The organism is Luteitalea sp. (assembly GCA_009377605.1).
Lineage (GTDB): Bacteria > Acidobacteriota > Vicinamibacteria > Vicinamibacterales > Vicinamibacteraceae > WHTT01.
This window is the reverse complement of the sequence record WHTT01000017.1, coordinates 47648-64052: the sequence shown is the minus strand read 5'-3', so window position 1 is coordinate 64052 and position 16405 is coordinate 47648. Positions and strand designations below refer to the sequence as shown.

The window sequence follows — 16405 nt, the reverse complement described above, 5'->3', positions numbered from 1 at the left end:
CCACGCCTCTGCCATCTCCTGCAGCTTGTCGATCCATTGCAGCGCGTACTCCGCCGACGGGCCGTGTCGAATCGGCTGCCGCCCCGTCATCACCCAGACGGGATTCGTGAAGGCCGGCGGGTAGGTCGCATCCAACGGGAACCGCTCCTCGGGCGTGCCTTCATGTCCCACTCGCCAAAGTAGAGTCGATCGCGGCCGAAGGTGTGGTCCCCGGTCACCGCGATCTCCTCGCCGCTCCATCGTCCATCCCGGATGCCGCGGAGGTAAACGTTGAAGTAGCCATTCGGCTTCGTTGAGACATACGCGACCGTCCGGCCGTCAGGCGAGAAGACCGGATCGGTGTAGATGAGCTCGTCGTTGGTCAGAGCGTGGCTCTCGCCGGTTTGCAGGTTGAGAATCTCCAGCTGGATCGTCGTGCCGCCGTCATCGGCCATGTAGATGATCCAGTTCCCGTCGGGTGACCAGTTGGGCGAGGAGTGGTACTTGGAGTTGTATGTGAGCTCTTCTACCTGGCCGGTCTCTGGATCGACTTTCCAGATCGATCCGCTCATGCCCACGGCGATCCATTGCCCATCAGGCGACCAGGCTGGCGCCCACGGCGTCGAGCTGGGGGCAGGAGGGAAGTAGAAGTTGTACATGTAGTTGCCGCCGTGGCTCGACGACGGGTAGGGGGAGGCTGATTGGGCGGCGAGCGAGGTAGTCAGCCACAGCGCTCCCACTACGGCTCCGAGACCCAAGCTCAGACTGTTCATCTCTCCGCGGTTCTTCATGTTGCATCCCTGTGAGGTGCCACGATGCGCGCTGCGCCAGCTCCCCTCACCCTGACCCTCCGGGAGAGGGAATCGTTTGTCCGGGCTGCTCCGGATACCTCAACATCGGACTAGAAATTCTAATTGTGGGACACGGTGGCCATTGTCTATCCTTGCTGGATGTCGCAGTAGGACGTCCGGAGCCGCGAAACAATCGTCCGGATTGACGGGCGAGTGGGGATGCTTCTTCACCATGAACACGCAAATCACAGCCTACCGTTCCTACCGGACCCTGCCGCCGCTGGCCGGAATCTGCTCCTTTGAAGAGGCCGCCCGCCCCGGTCTCTCCGTAGAAGAGAGTGTGCGCCGGCTCAAGCGCCATCACTACGGCTTCAAACGGCTGTTCCAGGTCTTCCAGTCCCGCCTGACGGCCGAACCGGTCTACGAGCTCAAGATGGCATTTAGCTACCATTCACATCTCTGTATGGAGCATGCCAGCGTGTTGCGCCAGCGCGTGGCCGAGATGCGCACCCCGCCCCTGGGCCTGGACGACGTGCCGCATCAGGCCCTCGAGATTTTCTTCGAGGAAATCGAAGCGTCGCCCGACACGACGCATCTTTTGGTCGGACTGTATCAGTACGCGCTGCCGGCCCTGCGGGAAGGTATCAGGCGCCATCTCTCTGACACCAACAAGCTCGCGGATCACCCCACCGTCCGGCTCCTGCGGATCGCTTTGCCTGAAGTTGAGGAAATGATCGACTACGGCCGCGAGGCGGTGCGGTGCTTCGTCGCGGATTCCGAGCTGGAGAGCATGTCGGGTTGGACCGGTTTCCTCGTCCGCGGCCTCCAATCGGCAGGCGCTCTCGATGGTACTTGCGAGGAAGTCCCCCTGTCGGAGGAGCGCCATTTCGAGAAGCGTGCCTATGACGGCGTGCCGCAGCGCGACGAGCGGTTTCCGGACCCCTATAACATGGGGGTGCACGCCGAGGAGTTCCTCTATCATCCCGACTACCCCGAGTGCGACAAGGTCCTCATGATGTTCTACAAGCGACTTCGGGAGATCGATGTCCCGGAAATGATGGCCAGCATCCTGTCGCAGACGCATGGCGAGCCGTGGGACTTTTACCGGGACATGACGCGCCAGCTCTGGGATGAAGCACGGCACGCGATGATGGGCGAGGTAGGATTCGTCTCGCTGGGGATCGATTGGCCACGGCTGGTGATGATCAACCACACCTGGTCCCTCGGTTTGAACATCCAGCTCACGCCTGCTGAGCGCCACGCCGTGCTCTACTTCATCGAGCAGGGCCTCATGAGTCAGAACGGCAAGCGCTTCGAGTGGGAAGTGGGCTCGGCTTCCGACAACCCGCTGGCCAGACTCTTCCAGGACTACGACTGGGCCGATGAGGTCCTCCACGCTCGCATCGGCCGGGATTGGTACGTGAAACGGTTCGAGAGTCAGAAGGCCGCCATGACCCACGGCAGCGATTGCTGGGACAAGGTGTTGATGGGTTGGCGGGAATGGCGGGAACGGGGCTTCACCGAGCACCGCAACTGGTGGCCGGACCTCTATCGCGAGGCCTGCCGCCTCCGCGGTGAGCCACCCGATCCCGACGTGCTCGCCTTCGCCGTGACCTACGAGACCAGCCGTGCCGATCTCCAGCAGCTCCCGTCTGCGCCAGAGTAGCAGCGCGGGCTGCCCGGATGTTGGAGCAGGTCAGTCTTGGCCTCGTGGCTTGCCAGCACTCTCCTCGGTAACGGGGCCCGCAAGCGGAGGGTTCTCGAAATACTCGCCGTCGTTGACGAGGCGTTGGTCGCCGGTGCGCGTCAACTCCGCCATCAACCGCTCATGGAGTGAGCGCCGCACCTGTTCGTACTGTGGGTCATCGGCGACATTCTTCACCTGGTGCGGGTCATTCGCCAGGACGTACAACTCCTCGCGTGGACGTTTGCCGTACGCGAGCTCGTAGAGCGGCCGCCATTGGGCCGTGTCACGCTGGCCGACGAGCCACGCTTTGGTCGGGCCCGCGTCTTCATCGGGGAGCGTCACACGTGTCTCCTCGGTGATCTCTTCCGCCGTGGGTGGATCCTCGCCGTCGAGTCGGTAGGGATCTCCCGCCGGCCAGCGGTTCGGGCGGAAGTTGATGATGTACAGGTATTCAGGTGTACGGATCGCCCGCTGCGGATAGGGGGTGTAGTCTGCCCGGGCGTTCTCCACGTGGCGTTCGCGGCCCGTGAAGACAGCCGTCCACTCGGGATCAACCTGACCGGACTTGTCCGTCTGCAGCACCGGGACGAGGCTGCGTCCGGTCATCGCCTCAGGGATGGAGAGCCCAGCGACTTCGAGAAATGTGGGTGCGAGGTCTGTCAGGGTGACGAGATCATCGACGATGCGGCCGGTCGGTGTCTCCGAGTTACTCCGCTCGTTGAACGCGCCGTCTCCATTGCCCCAGCGGATGGCCAGCGGCACAGCCGTCCCGAAGTCGTACAAGTTGGTCTTGCCATGCGGAAACCCCGGCGGGCCATGGTCGCCGCTGACGACGACCACCGTGTTGTCCAATTCGCCGATCTCTTCGAGCTTTGCTAGCAGCCGGCCGAGCGCTTCATCGAATGCTTGAATCTCACCAAAGTAATCGGCCAGATCCTCCCGTACGACGGGAACGTCTGGAAGGAAGGGAGGAAGCTTTCCTTCTAAGTCATCAGGGTCGATCCCCCAGAGCGCCTTGCCGGAGCCGCGAATCCATTTGCGGTGCACGTTGGTCGGCCCGAACCAGAAGGAGAACGGCTGGCCCGGCTCGCGGTCAGCGAGGAAAGCGTCGAAGTTGGCCATGACTTCGTCATAAAGCGCTTCCTTCGCTGCAGCGACGGTCATGCCCTCCTGGTGCATTTGCGTGACGTGCTGCGAGAACTGGTTGAATCGCCGGCCGGCGTCCTCATAGGCGAACTGCTGCCGGCCGTACGGCGCATCGACAGTTGGGGGAGCTTGTGCCGAGCAACCGTGAACCACACACGCCAGCGCGGCGAGTGCGAGCGTTCTGGAAGCTCTCATCAGTAGTCTTCTCCGTTAAGGCTGCGAGTCACTGAGTGCTGCCACGCTTCGAGCTGGGCCCTCATCGCCTTCGCACGGCTCGTTTCTTGCTCGACCAGGTCATGTGTCTCAGCGGGATCGATTTTGAGATTGAAGAGAGTGGACTTGAAGCCCTCGCCGTCGGGAATCCGATGGAGCTTGTAATCGCCGTCGATCCATGCAGCATGACCGGGCAAGCGGTCGGCGGAATCGCCCTTTGCCGGTGTCCGGGTTTCCAACGGGAGTCGCGCGTCGGGACGGACCGGCTGTCCAGTGCGTTGTTCTTCTGCCAGCTCCTGGAGGAGCTCGCTGCTGCGTACGGGGCGCCCTTGCGCGGGATAGACCCAGAAACCCAAAGGCTTCGATCGTTGCGCCATCTCGCCGTCAATCAGCGGAGCCAAGCTGATGCCATCGAGCAATCTCGCGCGCGGAGCTTCAACGCCGGCGATGTCGAGCACGGTTGGATAGATGTCCACGGTGCTGACGGGGATGTCCGTGGTCCGATGCGTCGTGATCCGAGACGGCCATTCGATGATCCCGGGAACCCGGATGCCGCCTTCCCACAGGTCGCCCTTCTTACCCTTGAGCCCGCCGGTGGATCCAACGGGGATGGCGCCGTTGTCGCTCGTGTACCAAAGCAGTGTGTTGTCTGCGACCCCGAGCGCACGAAGTTGCTGCCGGAGGTGTCCCATGGCGCGATCCATGGCGGTGATCTCGCCAAGAAAGGGCTTCATCTGCTCGGCCTGATCTCTGTACTGCGCGAGGTCTTCGTCCAGGGCCTCGTGCGGAACGTGCGGCGAGCCAAACCAAATCACCGCCAGGAATGGCTGCTTCGCCTGAGCAGCAGAATGAATGAACTTCACCGCCGCGTCCACGATCACCATCGACCCTTCCCCCTGGGTTTTCACTGCCTCACCGTTGTCACTCATCCACGGGTCGAGGTCGTAGAAGTTTGGGCTGGACAACCACGCGTCGAAGCCGCTGCTCCCAGGAGAGACAGGGCTCTCTGTGCGCACCGGGCCGACATGCCACTTGCCGAAGTGTCCAGTCCGATATCCGGCTTCTCTCAGAGCCTCCGCGATCGTGACTTCTTCTGCACGCAGGTCATGTCCCCAGGTAAAGCAACCGAAGCGGTTGGGGTGCCGGCCAGTCAGGACGCTGCAACGTGACGGTGAACAGACCGGCGCCGCCGCGTAGGACCGATCGAAGCGAAGGCCGGAGGCCGCCATCTCATCGAGCGTAGGGGTTTTCAGGACAGAATGGCCGTTGTAGGCCGTATCTCCCCAGCCCTGGTCGTCGGCCATCGCAAGAATGACGTTCGGCTGCTCCGCGGCGCACCCTGGCAGCGCCAGCAATACGACAAGACTCGAGGAATAGATCCACTTGGACACACTTCTAGCGGACCGCGGCCTTCGGCCGCGCTCCCCGACGCTCACTTGACGCACCGAGACTTGACTCAATGAGTCAAGTCTCGGTGCCTCAAGGGTTGTAGCCATTCGCCAGACCATGATGGGGTTAGTCAATCGAATTAATGGAACCTTTTATATGACATGCCGCCCTGAGGTCAAGGTCAGTCGAGTCAGCCGCTTGATGTCTCTTCTTCGTGTGGAGCGTCCTTCTTCATCAGCTCGTACAGCGACCATATGTGCTGATGCAGGCGCGTCTCCCAGTGACGGGCATCCTCGGGAGAATACTCGTAGAACCCATGGCCGCTGCTGCCGCGTGCGCCCTCTGCACTCAACCGCCGAATCGGTTCAGGTGGCACCGCCGCACGGCTCAATGTCGGCAAGAGTCCTTCCATCACGGTGGCATACAGCGCGGGTCCTCCCGAGATATCGATCCACCGCAGCGGACCGCACAACGCCGACCACGTGCCCACACCGTGGCGGAACGCCCGATCGATCGTTGCCGCATCGGCAACACCAGCTTCGATCAGGAACAGCGCTTCTCGGAAGATCGCATAGGCGAGGCGGTTGTTGACAAAGCCCGGAATGTCCTTACGGAGCACCGAAGGGTCCTTGCCAATGCGGCGGCCGAGCTGCGCTGCTGCCGTCATCGCATCCGGCGCGGTGTGCTCGCCTGGCACGAGCTCCAAGAAGCGGCTGGCATGCACCGGCGGGCAGAAATGCATTCCGAGCAGCCGCTCAGGATGGCGTCTTCTTTTCTGCAGCTGGCTGATCGGCAAGGCGGAGGTGTTGGTCCCCAGGAGCGTCGAGGGCGAAACGATCGCCTCGAGCTCGTCGAGCACGGCATGCTTGACTTCGAGGTCTTCGAACACACTCTCGATCACGACCTCACACTCCGCGAGATCGTCGAGCGACGCCGCGGCACGATACCGCGCTGGCCACTCCGCGAGGCGAGCCGCGTCGAAGCCGGCATATCGAACGAGCTCGTCGAGCGCCTCCTGAATACTCGCTCGCGCCTTGGACTGTGCGTCGCTTCGGACATCGTAGCCGACGACGCTGAGCTCATGACCTAACAGGCACCCGGCAATTCCGCGGCCAAGGTAGCCCAGTCCGACGACACCAACCGATTGGACGTCCTTCATGGTTGCTTGCTTCGCTCACCTGTCGAACTGCGACCTCTTGTCCGATACCAGGAATCGATCAGGCGGCCAGATTGACGTTGACTCGCGAAACCGCAGGTTCTGCGAGAGTCCCACGGCGGCGGCTCGCTCCCGATACCAGGTTCGATCAAAGCTTGCGCCCGGATTGACGAGCTCCAGCGGCTTCCGCATCAGCAGGAGCGCTGCCGTTCGGAGGTCGCCTGCGCGACGCAGGCTGGCGACCGGCAGCAGCTCGAGCAGCTCTGCATCCAGGCCGGGATTCCGGCCGGCCAAGTCGACCACCACCCTGTCAGCCTCGCCGGAGACCGCCCCGCCAAGGGCCGCCAATAGACCACAGCGGCCGAGGCCCACCAGTGTCAGAGGATCCTTCGGCCAGCGCGCTCGTGCAAACGCCAGGCCCGTCGCGACGTCTTGGATCTGGGCCAGCCGTTTTCCAAAGGTTGAAACGAATTCGGGGAGATCTGCGGGTGATGCAGGAAGAGCCGCCTGAAGGTCCTTCTCGGACTGAGCAATCCAGTTCTCAATCACTTCCTGGCCCGACAGCGCCTGCTCGGGAAGGATGTGCTCGGGAAACACGCGCAGATCGCCGAGTTGCTTCAGCTCCTGGGTCACCCCGTCGGGATCGGTGATGGGAGGGTTGGGGCTCTTCAGGTGGCGCGCAAACCATGCGTACACGGCCGCGCGAGTCTCCGCATTGTAGTTGTGCCCGGCCGTGACGTGCACGTTGGCAACCTGGTCTTCCGCTCCGTACAGCGCATAGTACTTCTTGAAGATCGGCAGCTCGCGCTCGGGAAAGCTGTGGGTCCACGGATCCTCGGTTGCCGAGGGGAGCAGCAGAGGCTTTGGCGCAAAGGTCGCGCTCAGCTCGATCGTGCTGGTATGTCGCCACAGCCCGCGAGGGTTCTCGCAGCGGCAGCCAGGGTGCTTCGTCGCCCCGATGATGTTGACGGGGGCGGCGGCCTGGATCCGATCGTCCACAGCCATGAGGAGCAGGGTTTGCGTGGCTCCGCCGGACGCCCCGGTCACGCCGATGCGCTGGGCATCGACCTCAGGGAGCGACACGAGAAAATCGATCGCCCTGATACCGTTCCAAAGCTGCAGCCCGGCCAGGCTCAGCCCGTACAGCTCGGCCCGAGGGAAGGCGAAATCGGGCCGGAACAGACGTGCCTCGTACGGAAGCGGCTGGTCCGCCTTCAGCTGGGCTCGGCTCTTCACCCGGTCGTGCGGCAACTGTAGGCTATCGTTGTAGCCGACCATGTCGATGCTCAAGAGGACGAACCCCATGCGCGCTAGATCGATCGCGCGACCTGGGACGCTGCCGCCCTCTTCGTTGTTGAGCCGCCCGTATTGCCAGTGGCCGTGAGCGCTCAGAACCGCCGGGAAGGGGCCGCTTCCAGCCTCCGGGCGATAGAGATTGCCGGTGGCCAAGAACCCCGGCAGACTCTCGAAGTAGACCTTCGCCACCCGGAAGCCGTTTCCCCGCTTCTCATCGAACACCCTGGGGTTCAGAGGAGTCTTGGGGAGTGGAGGCCAGAGACCGGCGCTGTTCAGCGCGATCTCTCGCAGCTCGTTCTTGCGGGCTTCCCACTGCTGGCGGTCCGTGACCTCTGGGATGCGAGCCTCGAAGTGATCCGGATCCATCAGTGATGCTGCCCGCCGGTCCGAGACGGGTTGGGCGGCCGATCCTCCTAGCAGTGTGCAGGGAATCAAGGCGCAGACAAGAATCCAGGCGACGCGTTGATGCTCCAATCGATGCCTCCCCCGGCTAGTCACGGCTGTCACACGAGGCGCTCCATGAGTTCCGGATCGCGAACACTCCCCGTAAAGTCCGGCGACGGGACACCCTCGTCTACCACGACGAAATCGGTCCTGATACGACAAAACATTGCCCGTTCGGCTCCAGCGCCTGCGGTCGCGTCAGAGCCGTAGCGTCTCGCGCTGGGCGTCGCAAAGAGCTCGAGACGAGAGCCACGTCGTCGACATCGCGCACCTCGGCGAAGCCGTGCGCCAGCCCGCGTGCGAAGAAGCGTTCGTCCCAACGGCTGGTGGCACACATGTCGTGCCGGGCTCGCCCCGGGGCGAGCTGCGTGGTGGCCACGCGCTCGCCGCGGGGCACACCGCACCGCAGGACGTGCGCTCGGTCTCTTCCACCGTAGGCGGCCACACATCACGGACCGACACGCGCGCCGATCCATAGGCTGGCGCCGTCTCGCGGACACGCCTCGCGGTCCAGGCGCCGAAGTCCCGCTCCGCTTCGTAGCCATTATGGCGACGGCACCTCAACTGGACATTCTCGGCAGACGCCTCGCCGCCCTTCGCATACGGCACGACATGGTGAAACTCGAGCCACGCCCGCTCGCGACAGCGGTGTCCAGAGGCACTGATGAAGGCACATCGCCCCTCGTCGCGCGCCCAGACTTCGCGCTTGACCGCCGCCGGAATCCACGAGGCACGCCGTGGCCTCGCGTTCACGGGCAGCGAGGCGGGTGACCTCGCGGAGGAGATCCTCATCAGAGAGCGCGTGGAAAGTGGGGTCGACATACCCCATTATACGGACGCGATTTTCGAGGCCGCAGAATGGCTCACCGCGCACGCGAACGCGTCGATCCGTCGTTGCAGTCGCCGTGACCTCCGAACGCCGCTTCCTGGTCAACGTCGCGCCCGAAGAAGCCCATTCTTGCGGCACTCCGTCCCAGAACGCGCGTGCGTGGAAAATCACGTCAAGTACTTTTTGCGACTACTTCACGAAATTCCCCGCCGTCTCCTTCGGAGCCGGACCGTACTTCCGCTCGGGCGTGTGGGTCGCGCGGGCAATCTCCTCGATCCGCTTCACCACGTCTGGGTGATCGACCGCGACGTTCGTCTCCTCGCCGACGTCGGCCGTGAGGTCGTACAGCTCCCAGGTTGGCGCGGCCGTCGGCCGCACCGCCTTCCACTTCCCCCACCGCACCGCCTGCTGAACAACGTTCTGCATCGGTCCCGCCGCTTCCCAATATAGGTGCGGATGCTTTTGCCCTCGATGAACCTCAGCGCCCGCTCGTGGATCGCGTCCTGGGCATACGTGCCGCGCTTCTTCTGCTCGTTCTCCGGGAGCGGGTGGCGCTCCAGATTGTGCATCAGGTAGTACGGGTAGTAGAAGTGGGCTTGCGTCTGGCTGTACTGACCGAACCACACGTCGAAGCCCTGCTTCGCCGCAACGCCGGCGGTGTTCTCCCGGCCGAGCCCCCACTTACCGAACCCGCCGGTCGCGTACCCGGCCTTCTCGAGCACCTCGGCAACGGTGACGTCGGTGTCGTACAGGTAACGGCTGAGGCCGTTGTTGCGGACCGGCGTGTGGCCCGTGTGCTGTCCAGTCATGAGCGTGCTGGTCGTGTCCTCTACGATCCGCAGCATAGAGAAGGGAGACTGTTCCAACAATTAGAAGTCTTAGATAATAGCCGTCTTGCGCCAAGACAGATAGCACGCGCCAGCGAAGCGGAGAACGCACCATGGAGGTCCGACAACTGGAGATGCTGTTGGCGGCAGCCGAGCACGGTTCCTACAGCCGCGCCGGTGAGGCGCTGCACATCTCACACTCGGCGATTCACCGCCAGGTGCGTCTATTGGCTGACGATGTGGGCGATCGGCTCCTGGTGCGCGTCGGCCGCGGCGTGCAGCTCACCGAGACCGGACGCTTGCTCTGCGAGCTGATGCGCACCATCAGGCGTGAGATGCGAGACGCGCGCCGCCGCATCGAAGATCTCCAGCAGCTCGAAGACGGCGATGTGCGGATCGGCACAGGAACCAGTATCTTGTACTTCCTGATCCTCGATGCGTTGCGCGTCCTCCAAGACAAGCATCCCCGCGTGCGCGTCCACATGATGACGGGCACCGCGGAACAGGTGGTGCACAAGATCGCCTGCGGCGATCTGGATCTCGGCGTGGTCTACGAGCGCAGCGAGCTTCGCACCGCGCACGACCTGCACTACGAGCCGCTCTACGTCGAAGAGTTCGTCATCGTCGTTCCAGACGATCACCCATTGGCGAAACGACGCCGCATCTCCATTCGTGAGCTGTGCCGGTTTCCTCTCATCGCGTTCTCCGAAGACAGCCATACGAGGACCCAGGTGCTCGACCCGCTCTTCCAACGGGCGGGGACGCAGCCGAACATCACCATGGAGCTCGAGAACGAAGAGGCCATCGAGAGAATGATGCAAACGAGCGGCAACCCCGGCGTGCTCACGCGCCGCCGAGCGATGACCAGCGGATTCCGGTACCTGCGCCTGGCAGAATCCAAGATTGCGTGTGAGGTCTGGCTCGTCGCCCCTCCTACAGACCGCCTGCCGCACGCCGCTCGGCTGTTCTGCAATCTATGTCGGGACGCGTCACGCCAGCACCATGCTTCGCGGCGCAGCCGCTAACGCTGTTGCCAGGTAGGGCCATTAGCCCTATTGAAATGTAGCGTGACAGTATAATGATTTAATGATTCGTCTCAATCCGAAATGCAGGCGTTTGGGTAACACCGGCGCGTACCCGCGCCGCCTGAAGCAGGGAGGACCATGGCCAGTCTGATCTCTTGGGGTCGATACGCCGCTGTAGGATTGGTCCTCGCGGTTACATTCTTTCAGGCACCGACGTCAGGCCGCACGGCATCTGCGGCTGCCGCTGGCACTTCCACGTCTTCACGTCTGAATATCATCTCCATTGTCACGGACGACCAGGCGTATTGGGCGATGGGCGCGTCTGGAAACCGGGAGATTCGCACGCCAAACATGGATCGGCTGGCGCGCGAGGGGGCACGCTTCGTAAACGCCTTCGTCAGCACACCGGTCTGCTCCCCGAGCCGGGCCTCCTTTCTGACCGGCTTGTACTCGACACAGCTCGGGATCACCGATTGGATCTCGCCACAGGAGGCGGATGCCGGACTGGGCCTACCGCCAGGTGCGGTGACGTGGCCGGAGATCGTACGCCAGCACGGGTATGCGACGGCGTTGGTGGGGAAGTGGCACCTGGGAACCAAGCCACAGTTCCATCCTCGGATGCGCGGGTTCGACCACTTCTTCGGATTCCTCGAAGGCGGCAACCAGCCCATGAACCCAACCTTGGAGGTCGATGGAACCACCCAGACACTCAAAGGGGCCTTGCCCGATCTATTGACCGACGATGCGATCCGGTTTGTAGAAACAAACCGATCACAGCCTTTTGCGCTTCTGCTGCATTTCCGAGCGCCCCACCGGCCGTTCGCACCGGTTCCGGAACAGGATCGAGCCGCGGTGGACGGCCTGGATCCCTCGATCCCGCAGGTTCCAGGGCTCGATGTCGAGCAAGTGAAAGAAGCGACACTGGAGTACTACGCGAGCATTCACTCGATCGATCGCAACCTGGGACGCCTTCTCGAAAAGCTGGAGCAGCTCCAGCTGAACGACAAGACCATTGTGCTCTTCACGAGCGACCACGGTTACAACCTTGGTCATCATGGTCTTTGGAGCAAAGGCAATGCCTTCTGGATGGCCGGAGGGGTCCATGGACCCACGCGACCCAACATGTTCGAAGAGTCGATTCGCGTGCCCCTTTTGATTAGGTGGCCTGGAGTGGTCGAAGCGGGGACGCAGATCGACGCCAGGGTGACCCAGGTGGATACGCTTGCCTCGGTGCTGGGAATGCTTGGGATGTCTCTCCCCGATGGATTACGTCAGGAGGGCAGGGACTTTTCGCCATTGCTGAGAGGACAGTCGCTAGAGTGGCCAACCACCGTATTTGGTCAATATGACCTTCATAACAGCGGACTGGCGTTCATGCGTATGGTTCGGACACCGCAATGGAAGCTCGTGCGCTACTACCATGCAAACTTTCTGGATGAGCTCTATCACCTCGAGAAGGACCCAGAGGAGACGACCAATCTTTACCGGCTGCCGGAGCACCAAGAGATCCGCGAAGATCTCGAATCTCGGCTGCTGGAATGGCAGCGCTCTATCGGAGACCCTGTCCTTGGCGGCGTCCCTCGGCCGCCGTACTAGCATTTCTCCTCGGCTAGTCGCCTTCTGTGCTCTGGCCGTGGCGCTGGCCGGCTGCGGATCTGGAAAGGCGCCCGGGCCGACCAAGCAGGAGCGTCCTTTCACGCCCGAGGTGGAGAAGTTCATTGCCGAGTTCAAGGGCGCCGGCGAAGGAGTCGAGGGCGCCGGAAACGAGCAGCCGTCCTCGCCTGAGGAATCGCTCGAGCACTTTCAGGTGGCCGACGGCCTCGAGATCGACCTGGTGGCCAGCGAGCCGGTGATCCGACAGCCGCTCAATCTCCACTTCGACGAGCGCGGCCGGCTCTGGGTCGTCCAGTATCTTCAATATCCGTTTCCGGCGGGCCTCGAGATCCTCGAATACGATCGCTATCTCCGCGCGGTCTTCGACAAGGTGCCTCCTGCGCCGCCGAATCATGACCGGGGCGCTGACAAGATCACGATTCTCGAGGATACGGACGGCGATGGACGATTCGACTCGCACAAGGACTTCGTCGCCGGCCTGAACATCGCCACCAGCGTGGCGGTCGGGCGTGGAGGGGTCTGGGTGTTGAACCCTCCGTATCTCCTCTTCTATCCCGATCGAAACAGAGACGATGTGCCGGACGGCGATCCGGAGGTGCGCCTGAAGGGCTTCGGCTTGGAGGACACCCACGCTGTCGCGAACAGCCTTCACTGGGGACCGGACGGTTGGCTGTACGGCGCGCAGGGCAGCACGACGACGGCCGACATCAGAGGCATCCACTTCCTGGGGCAGGCGATCTGGCGCTACCATCCCGAGACCGATCGATTCGAGCTGTTCGCCGAGGGGGGCGGCAACACGTGGAGCGTGGAGTTCGATCGGAAGGGCCGGTTGTTCTCCGGGACGAACCACGGCGCGACGCGAGGGGTCCACTATGCGCAGGGCGCTTACTACGAGAAGAACTTCCCCAAGCACGGTCCCCTGACGAATCCATTCGCGCTCGGGCACCTGCCGCATATGTCCCACTCGGGCTATCAGCCTCGCTTCGCGCAGGCCTTCGTCATCAACGAAGGAGCTGCGCTGCCAGGATATGAAGGCCAGATCATCGCCGGAATGGCGCTGACGCGCCGAGTGCAGGCGAGCAGGCTGGTGGCAGACGAGTCGACGTTCAGGACCATCGACACGGAAGCCGTCGTCTCGACCGACAGCCGGTGGTTCAGGCCGGTGGACATCAAGGTCGGTCCAGACGGCGCCGTGTATATCGCGGATTGGCACGACATCCGACTGAGCCACCTCAGCCCGAACGATAACTGGAATCGCTCCGGTGGACGAATCTATCGCCTGCGCGCGGGGCGCACGGCCCCCTTGCCGCCGTTCGACCTGGCTCGACTCGACAACCAAGAGCTGATCGAGCGATTGGCTCATCCGAACAAATGGTTTCGAGAGCAGGCGCGGCGGATCATTGCCGATCGGCGCAATCCCGCGATGGTCCCGGCGCTGAAGAAGCTGCTGGCCGATGCGAAGGGACAGCTCGCGCTGGAGGCGCTGTGGGCGGTGAACCTGAGTGGCGGATTCGACGACAGCTTCGCCGCCCGACAGTTGCGGCATGCCGATCCCTACGTCCGCTATTGGACGGTCAGACTACTCGGAGACGCGCGCAGCGTGTCGCCGGAGATCCAACGAGCGCTGGTTCGGCTGGCTCGCACGGAGCCCATGGTCGAAGTGCGCAGCCAGCTTGCCAGCAGCTGCAAGCGCCTGCCCGCCAAGCAGGCGCTGCCGATTCTTCGTGAGCTCCTGCTGCGCAGCGAGGACGTTCATGATCCGCACATACCACTCCTTCTATGGTGGGCCATCGGGGACAAGGTGTCGTCAGAATCAGAGCTGTTGCTGGACATGCTCGAGGACGGCTCGGTGTGGCAGTCGGCGATCTTCCGCGAGCATGTCGCACGCCGCTTGGGGCGCCGCTTGACGGCCGAGCGCGGCGAGTCCTACTACACATTCAGCGCCGACTATCAGGGCGTCTACTCGGAGTGGAAGAGCAAGTCCGATCCTGACGTCACAGCCCGAAACCATCGCGCCTGTGCCCGGCTGCTCCGGCTTGCGCCGGACCTGCAGGCGGCGGAGCTCGTGGCCCAAGGCATGGACGAAGGGTTGGAGGGGCAGATCATCGAGACCGCCGCGCCTGCGCTCGATGAGACGCTCGCCGATCTGCTCGCGCGTCGAGGAGACAGTCCGGCGTTGGTCAGCCTTGCGTTGCGGCTCGGAAGGAAGGCGATGGTTTCCAAGGGGCTGCAGCTGCTGCAGACGTCCGGAACGGCGGACGACCAGCGCAAGCGATTGATTGCCGCGGTGACCGATGTACAGACGAGGGAAGCTGTGCCGGTGTTCCTCGGCCTGCTCGAACACAGCTCCTTCCAAGCCGTCCACGTTGATCTGTTGCACGCGCTCCAGCGTTTCGAGGATCCTCGAGTCCCGCGCGGTGTGCTGCGTCTCTATCCTCGCATGACAGCGGCGGTTCGCAGCGTTGCGCAGGAGCTCCTGGTGAGCCGGAAGGCTTGGGCCCGTGTGTTACTCGACGCCGTAGACGAAGGCCGGATCCCTGCGCGTGAAGTTACGAAAGCGCGGCGCGCGGCGATCGAGCGATTCGCCGACACGACGCTCGACGCCTTGTTGCAAGAGCATTGGCCGAGACGGGGAGACGGAAAGAGGACGGACGCTCGCTTGCCGGCATCCGCGACCAAAGGGCAAGAGAGTTACCGGCTGGTTTGTGGCTACTGTCATCTGCCGAGCGGTCAAGGCATGCGGGCATCGCTCGTGGGCTCTAAATGGGTGCTCGGGCAGGAGGAGATCCTGGCGCGGATCGTCCTCCACGGCAAGAAGGGCGTGGACGTGGAGATGCCCGCGTTGAAGGATCAGTTGGACAGCGCGCAGATCGCCACCATCCTGTCCTACATCAGGCAGGAGTGGGGGAACCAGGCGCCGCCGGTTCGCTCCGAGACCGTTGACAGGGTCAGGAAGGAGACCGCTGCTCGCAGTACGCCCTGGACTGAGGAGGAGCTGTTGGAGCTGGTGAAGTGAGAGGGGCCTCCATGAATCGCCGGGATCGTACAAGGTCGGGTGAGAAGGGTGGAGGGCTCAACCGCCGCAAGGTGTTGAAGTACGCGGCGGTCGGTGGACTGTTGGGGCCAGGGGTGGCGGAGGCGTTGCCGCAAGCCGCCACGGAACCATCGAACCGGGTGGTCGCTGAGAACAAGCAGACCGGGACGACGGACTGGCAGTTGACGTTCGTGCGGAGCCGCGACTATCGGTCCAAGCTGGTGGAGGGCTACTGCGGGCAGACGAGCGTGCGGGCGGGAGAGACACTGGACGTGTTCGTGAGCGCGGACCCGGCGGCGACGGTGTCTCTCGATATCTATCGGCTGGGGTATTACGGCGGAACGGGCGGACGGCTGATGAGGCGCGTGGGCCCGTTCGCGGTGACGCCGCAGCCCGAGCCGGTGATCGCGGCGCACCGGTTGCGGGAGTGCCGCTGGCGGCCGACGACCGCGGTGCCGATTCCGGAGGACTGGCTGAGCGGGGTCTATCTGGGGAAGCTCTCGTGCGCGGAGCATCGCTATCAAAGTTATGTGATCTTCATCGTGCGCGACGACCGGCGGGCGGACGTGCTGTTTCAGTGCAGCGACACGACGTGGCAGGCGTACAACAAGTGGCCGGACGCGTATTCGCTCTATGACAGCGACCCGCCGGCGCAGCCGCACAGCGCGCGGACGTGGGTCAGCTTCGATCGGCCCTACGGGAAGTATCCGCAGGTGGTGGACCAGCCGCTGTCGCAAGGGTCGGGGGAGTTTCTGTTGTGGGAGCTCCCGCTGTGCTATTGGCTGGAGCGGGAGGGGTACGACGTCACGTACTGGTCGAATGTCGACACGCACGCGGACCCCGCGGGCTTGCGGCGCGTCAAGGTGTTCTTGTCGGTGGGGCACGACGAATACTGGACGCTGGCGATGTTCAACCACGTCAAGCAGGCGGTCGACGAGGGGCTGAGCGCAGGATTCCTCTCCGGGAACGCCATCA

General features: G+C 63.3%; 11 protein-coding genes and 1 pseudogene (1 of these 12 only partly in view). 6 read left to right on the top strand and 6 right to left on the bottom strand.

The genetic code is table 11. The features are described 5' to 3' along the window. Window positions 1-89: 89 nt before the first annotated feature. On the bottom strand, window positions 90-770 hold the full coding sequence (locus GEV06_08025; protein ID MPZ17841.1) for a hypothetical protein: 681 nt from the start codon (window positions 768-770) through the stop codon (window positions 90-92). Window positions 771-1002: 232 nt separating this feature from the next. Between GEV06_08025 and GEV06_08020 the strand changes: the two genes are divergently transcribed. Beyond that, window positions 1003-2436 carry a hypothetical protein gene (locus GEV06_08020; GenBank protein ID MPZ17840.1) on the top strand — a complete coding sequence of 478 codons (1434 nt, stop codon included), beginning with the start codon at window positions 1003-1005 and terminating at the stop codon, window positions 2434-2436. A 30-nt stretch (window positions 2437-2466) separates the two neighbouring features. Here GEV06_08020 and GEV06_08015 read toward each other — a convergent pair whose 3' ends face one another. The 4 genes from GEV06_08015 to GEV06_08000 all read right to left on the bottom strand — a co-directional run bounded on the left by GEV06_08015 (window position 2467) and on the right by GEV06_08000 (window position 8092). Continuing rightward, window positions 2467-3798, bottom strand: coding sequence for a sulfatase-like hydrolase/transferase (locus tag GEV06_08015; GenBank protein ID MPZ17839.1), 1332 nt, complete (start codon window positions 3796-3798; stop codon window positions 2467-2469). Beyond that, the gene (locus GEV06_08010) at window positions 3798-5324 is read right to left on the bottom strand and encodes a sulfatase-like hydrolase/transferase (protein ID MPZ17838.1); all 1527 of its coding nucleotides are present in this window, start codon (window positions 5322-5324) and stop codon (window positions 3798-3800) included. Before GEV06_08010 ends, GEV06_08015 begins: the two co-directional genes overlap by 1 nt. 71 nt (window positions 5325-5395) lie before the next feature. Further along, window positions 5396-6364, bottom strand: coding sequence for a 3-hydroxyacyl-CoA dehydrogenase family protein (locus GEV06_08005; GenBank protein MPZ17837.1), 969 nt, complete (start codon window positions 6362-6364; stop codon window positions 5396-5398). 15 nt (window positions 6365-6379) lie between these two features. Continuing rightward, window positions 6380-8092 carry a hypothetical protein gene (locus GEV06_08000; GenBank protein ID MPZ17836.1) on the bottom strand — a complete coding sequence of 571 codons (1713 nt, stop codon included), beginning with the start codon at window positions 8090-8092 and terminating at the stop codon, window positions 6380-6382. A 175-nt stretch (window positions 8093-8267) separates the two neighbouring features. Between GEV06_08000 and GEV06_07995 the strand changes: the two genes are divergently transcribed. Then, window positions 8268-8579 carry a hypothetical protein gene (locus GEV06_07995; GenBank protein MPZ17835.1) on the top strand — a complete coding sequence of 104 codons (312 nt, stop codon included), beginning with the start codon at window positions 8268-8270 and terminating at the stop codon, window positions 8577-8579. A 632-nt stretch (window positions 8580-9211) separates the two neighbouring features. On the opposite strand, the gene GEV06_07990 is transcribed toward GEV06_07995, so the two are convergent. Then, complete coding sequence (locus tag GEV06_07990) at window positions 9212-9775, bottom strand: sulfatase-like hydrolase/transferase (GenBank protein MPZ17834.1); 564 nt, start codon at window positions 9773-9775, stop codon at window positions 9212-9214. Between the two features lie 95 nt (window positions 9776-9870). Between GEV06_07990 and GEV06_07985 the strand changes: the two genes are divergently transcribed. The 4 genes and pseudogenes from GEV06_07985 to GEV06_07970 form a co-directional block, all read left to right on the top strand. After that, window positions 9871-10782, top strand: coding sequence for a LysR family transcriptional regulator (locus GEV06_07985; protein MPZ17833.1), 912 nt, complete (start codon window positions 9871-9873; stop codon window positions 10780-10782). A gap of 138 nt (window positions 10783-10920) precedes the next feature. After that, entirely contained in the window at window positions 10921-12378 is a 1458-nt protein-coding gene (locus tag GEV06_07980; GenBank protein MPZ17832.1) for a sulfatase-like hydrolase/transferase, read from the top strand. Further along, window positions 12218-15412, top strand: coding sequence for a dehydrogenase (locus GEV06_07975; GenBank protein MPZ17831.1), 3195 nt, complete (start codon window positions 12218-12220; stop codon window positions 15410-15412). The genes GEV06_07980 and GEV06_07975 overlap by 161 nt, the downstream gene beginning before the upstream one ends. A gap of 11 nt (window positions 15413-15423) precedes the next feature. Next, window positions 15424-16405, top strand: a pseudogene (locus tag GEV06_07970) (hypothetical protein) (it continues 35 nt past the right edge of the window).

Excerpts from the sequence above, each read along its gene's own strand:
- GEV06_08005 (MPZ17837.1), bottom strand. The coding sequence starts at position 6,364 with ATGAAGGACGTCCAATCGGTTGGTGTCGTCGGACTGGGCTACCTTGGC.
- GEV06_07975 (MPZ17831.1), top strand. The coding sequence starts at position 12,218 with ATGAGCTCTATCACCTCGAGAAGGACCCAGAGGAGACGACCAATCTTT.
- GEV06_07980 (MPZ17832.1), top strand. The coding sequence starts at position 10,921 with ATGGCCAGTCTGATCTCTTGGGGTCGATACGCCGCTGTAGGATTGGTC.
- GEV06_07985 (MPZ17833.1), top strand. The coding sequence starts at position 9,871 with ATGGAGGTCCGACAACTGGAGATGCTGTTGGCGGCAGCCGAGCACGGT.
- GEV06_07990 (MPZ17834.1), bottom strand. The coding sequence starts at position 9,775 with ATGCTGCGGATCGTAGAGGACACGACCAGCACGCTCATGACTGGACAG.
- GEV06_08015 (MPZ17839.1), bottom strand. The coding sequence starts at position 3,798 with ATGAGAGCTTCCAGAACGCTCGCACTCGCCGCGCTGGCGTGTGTGGTT.
- GEV06_08010 (MPZ17838.1), bottom strand. The coding sequence starts at position 5,324 with ATGGTCTGGCGAATGGCTACAACCCTTGAGGCACCGAGACTTGACTCA.
- GEV06_08025 (MPZ17841.1), bottom strand. The coding sequence starts at position 770 with ATGAAGAACCGCGGAGAGATGAACAGTCTGAGCTTGGGTCTCGGAGCC.
- GEV06_08020 (MPZ17840.1), top strand. The coding sequence starts at position 1,003 with ATGAACACGCAAATCACAGCCTACCGTTCCTACCGGACCCTGCCGCCG.